This is a genomic window from Petrocella sp. (genome assembly GCF_059865615.1).
In genome coordinates this window covers 1-3,883 of record NZ_JCBCDA010000160.1, presented here as the reverse complement: position 1 = coordinate 3,883, position 3,883 = coordinate 1, and the positions used below count along the sequence as shown (strand labels likewise).

Genomic DNA, 3,883 nt, shown 5'->3' with positions numbered 1-3,883 from the left:
TGTTTGTTAGCCATTGAAATTCTGTCCGTACAACATTTTCTTTGATTACTTTTTCTTCAAAATACTTTAACATATTTACTGGGTTCCCTTTATAATCAATCTCATTTACATATGCCGCATGACCCGCCACTCCTTTTTCAGGAATCGCTTCATACTCCGCTGCAATACTTGGAATACTTCCTGTTTTATAGCGAATGATAAAATCCCATTTATTTCTTTTGCATATTTTCATCACGGGTTCCGATGCATAGAGGCTATCTGCAAGTAGCACAATGGGAAGGCGTGGAAATCTCTTCTTTACATTTCCGGCAAGCCTTTTAAATGCTTTTGTTTCGCTATCCTGTTTGCGTTCTTCTTCACTCATATTTTTCTGTCTTTTTGTATCTGCACGGTTGTTTTCTATAAATTCCGAACCTAGACTTACGATTAATTTATCACCTAAGACTATTTTTGCTTCCAATACATCGATATGATAGTTCACCTTTTCAGCATCTGTTTCTTTGTTGTAACGTCTTTCTAGACATGTTTCATTTATTCTACGACTTCCTGAATACAGTTGCGTTCCATCTACAATGACAAGCCATTTCTTCTGAAATCGTGCATCATCAAAACTTTTTCGTCGGATAAGATCATATAAGAGTGATTGCTGTACTTCTTGGGTCTGTTTATAATCTAGTTCTTCAAAGTATTCATTTAGTGTGACGCCATGAGGAAGAAAATCTTTTTCTTTTTCTCCCAGGAAATTCATAACATTATTTGCTATTTTTTTGTCATTAAACTCATAAGTCATAGACTGCATGCTAGTGAGCCCAGCAATCCCTTTGTAATAAGCGGTTCCAAGCATCGTTTTATTGTTATAGCCTATATAACTCTGATGCCTTGGGTCAACTGTCTCTGAAAACTTTTCAAACAGAGTGGGGCAAAATTTGTTTTGTATCTTATTGCACTCTACTACTGGATTCTTTTCAAGCTTATGTTTAATTCTTTCCTGTATTCTTCCCATTTTTGACCCCTTTGCGAATAAGTTTTTCTTCTATTTTACTATATTCGGCATCAATTGGCTTGTAATGGGATCTATTTGTGCGAATTATTTTTAGCTTTCAGAACTGTTTATTTATAACGCATGCTTGACTAATGATTCGAAATGCCTACCCCGTGATTCAAAATTTATATATACACCATAGGAAGCGGCTGCTGGTGACAATAGACATATACTGTCTTTGACCGTAATCCTCATGCCCATAGCAACCGCTTCTTCCATATCTTTGGCCAAAAAAAGTCGTTCCGGGTGTTTTAGTCTGTTATATTGCTGGTGGCCTGTTGTCGGCAGCAGTATAACTTTTATTTTCTCATGATTATTGATATAATCCACTAGGCACCCATAATCTACTCCTCTGTCCATACCGCCAATAATAACTGAATCCACATTTCCTAATGCGTTTACGGCTGCAATGGTGGCCTGAGGTATTGTTGAGATGGAATCATTATAGAAATCTACGCCATTGACACGTGCCACAAAAGCCAACCTGTGAGGTAGTCCTGGGAATGTCTCAATGACCTTTTCTCTTGTCTTTGATTGATTATAACCTAATAATATGGTTATATATACAGCCACACCAATATTGATTAAGTTATGATCGCCCAATAGATGTCTTTTTAAGTTCTGATCTAAGTGGACTGTATTAAAATTACCTATCAAATCTATACCACTAGGGGTCACGATTAAGCCGGCTCTTCCAGCTTCATCCTTTGTAATAGGTATAAGCTTACCTTTGTACCCACCCAGTCTCTTTGGGATTTCTTCATCCAAAGCACTATAAATCAGAACATCTTCTTCACTTTGATACCTACCTATGTTCATTTTGGCTTCTGCGTAATGGTCATAAGACGCATAGTGATCCAAATGCTCTTGGAATATGTTGAGTACAATACCGTACTTAGGTGATACGCTGACTGTTTCCAGTTGATGAGAGGAAAGCTCGTAGACAAAAAAAGTGGCGGTATCATTTTGAAGTATATAATCAAAAGGCGGTTTCCCAATATTTCCAATCAACTCAACCTTCATACCCTCTGCTTTTAGAAGCTCATATATAAGTGTGGATACCGTACTTTTGCCTTTCGTTCCGGTGATGCCTACCATATGGTCTTTGTAGACCTTAATAAACTCATTACTCTGAGACGTTATTTTATGAGGCTCTATACAGCCTTTAAGATGCATTAAGGGTATACCCGGACTTTTAAAAACCAAATCTACATCTTTGTCAAAATCCAAATAACGTTTTTTGGGATAGAAATAGATCGATTCATCTATGTCTAGAAGCGTGTCATCCGGATTTTCGATGTTCTGATCCATGATCTGAATAAGGCATTTGTCACTTACGGATCTGATGAATTGATAAGTTGACATACCTTCTTTTCCAAAGCCTAAAATCACAATTTTTTTATTATCAAATTGGTCCTTCCAATATGTTATCATAACTTTTCCTCAAGCAATCCCAAATAGTGATCCGGTATATCCTTTTCTTCTTCAAACTTACTAGGTGGATTAATCGTGTCTAGGGGTACGATTTGTTCAAAAGCTTTGACCAAACTTGGTTTCGGTTTGTTCTTTTCTTCCAGTTCTTCAATGATGCGTTTCATAGACCAACGAATCTCATCGATGGTACCTACACATTCAAAAGGTTTAACCTCTTTGACACCAATGAGCTCAAGAAATATAGGTTCCAAGTCCATGTTATCCAGTAGATTATACCCGAAGATCCGTATCAGAGCTTCTTCTGACATATAGGGCGCTAAAATCGTATAAACAAATAGGCATTTGGAGCAGTGACCACACCAGCTGTTATCTTTTTTACCTCGGTTACAGCTTCTAAAAACCTCATGGTAAGCTTCGTGTTTAGCAAATCTTTTTGCAATATCTATTTCATACAGGGGTCTGAGTAGACTAAAGTAGTGCATGTCTCGAATCAAGTATCGTTTAACGTACTCATTAAAATCTTTTTCAAACTCATAGCTCTTAGAATATTGGTGGTTAAAGCTGGCACCAAGAACCGTTGATTCATTGGCGCTGCGTTCATTTGATAGGGGTATATAACGTTTACCGACTAAGGCTGCTCCAAGTACCGCTATAAAACCTAGTATGGCTGAAAAGGGTACATGGCCGTTAAGAAATCCTTCATCATTCATCTTTAGTATTTTCTTATCAATATAGCGTTTGGCCAAAAGATAATTCTCATAACCGGCAACATGAATACAATCAATCGCTGCTTGAGGTGGGCTCATAACAAAACACAGGTTATCCTCTTTCATGCCTTTAAGAAGCTCCAAGGTTACCACGGAATCCTTCCCACCACCAACCGGAATTAAGTTTCCGGACAAATCTAAATCAATCTCTTCAAAAATATTAGGCCATTTATGGTCACAAGCAAAATGGACCAAATTAGATTCGGTCACCTCTTCTGACATCCCATTTAGGTAAATTAGTTCACCTAGTCCGTGATAGAATAATTTTTGCCACCATTTATTCTGCTCAACATCAATGGTGCCACAAGCAATCACATAGGATTTGGGGCATACACTCTTATAGTAATTGATCCCCTCAATCAAACCAATAGAGAATATGAGGGCATCTAGATTATTTAATTGCCCAAGGTTCAGTTGCGCGTCTAACGCGTGTATCAGTTCATAACTGACACGATGAAAAAAAGTTATAGGGGATTGGTTATCACCCTCTAACCTGTATTGATAATTCAGCATCAACTTCTCATCTATGGTTTCCACCTGATAACTTTCATATACAAACCTATCATATTTTGTTGATAATCTATGGTATTGCTCCAAGCTCATAATAATCCCTCCGATATCCACCAAGGCCCTATAGGAC

Annotated in this window: 3 protein-coding genes; all 3 read right to left on the bottom strand. The window is 37.6% G+C overall.

Features of this window, described 5'->3' with window-relative positions:
- A partial coding sequence (locus AC6F8J_RS14965) for a transposase family protein (protein WP_500724423.1) occupies positions 1 to 1,003 on the bottom strand: 1,003 nt, incomplete at its 3' end.
- Between the two features lie 111 nt (positions 1,004 to 1,114).
- On the bottom strand, positions 1,115 to 2,476 hold the full coding sequence (gene murD, locus AC6F8J_RS14960) for a UDP-N-acetylmuramoyl-L-alanine--D-glutamate ligase (RefSeq protein WP_500724422.1): 1,362 nt from the start codon (positions 2,474 to 2,476) through the stop codon (positions 1,115 to 1,117).
- Positions 2,473 to 3,883, bottom strand: a 1,411-nt coding sequence (locus AC6F8J_RS14955; protein WP_500724421.1) for a MurL-like N-terminal domain-containing, incomplete at its 5' end; no start/stop codon positions are given. The genes murD and AC6F8J_RS14955, both read right to left, overlap by 4 nt.

What these genes read in the sequence shown, in the direction of transcription:
- murD (WP_500724422.1), bottom strand. Translation starts at nt 2,476, where the DNA reads ATGATAACATATTGGAAGGACCAATTTGATAATAAAAAAATTGTGATT.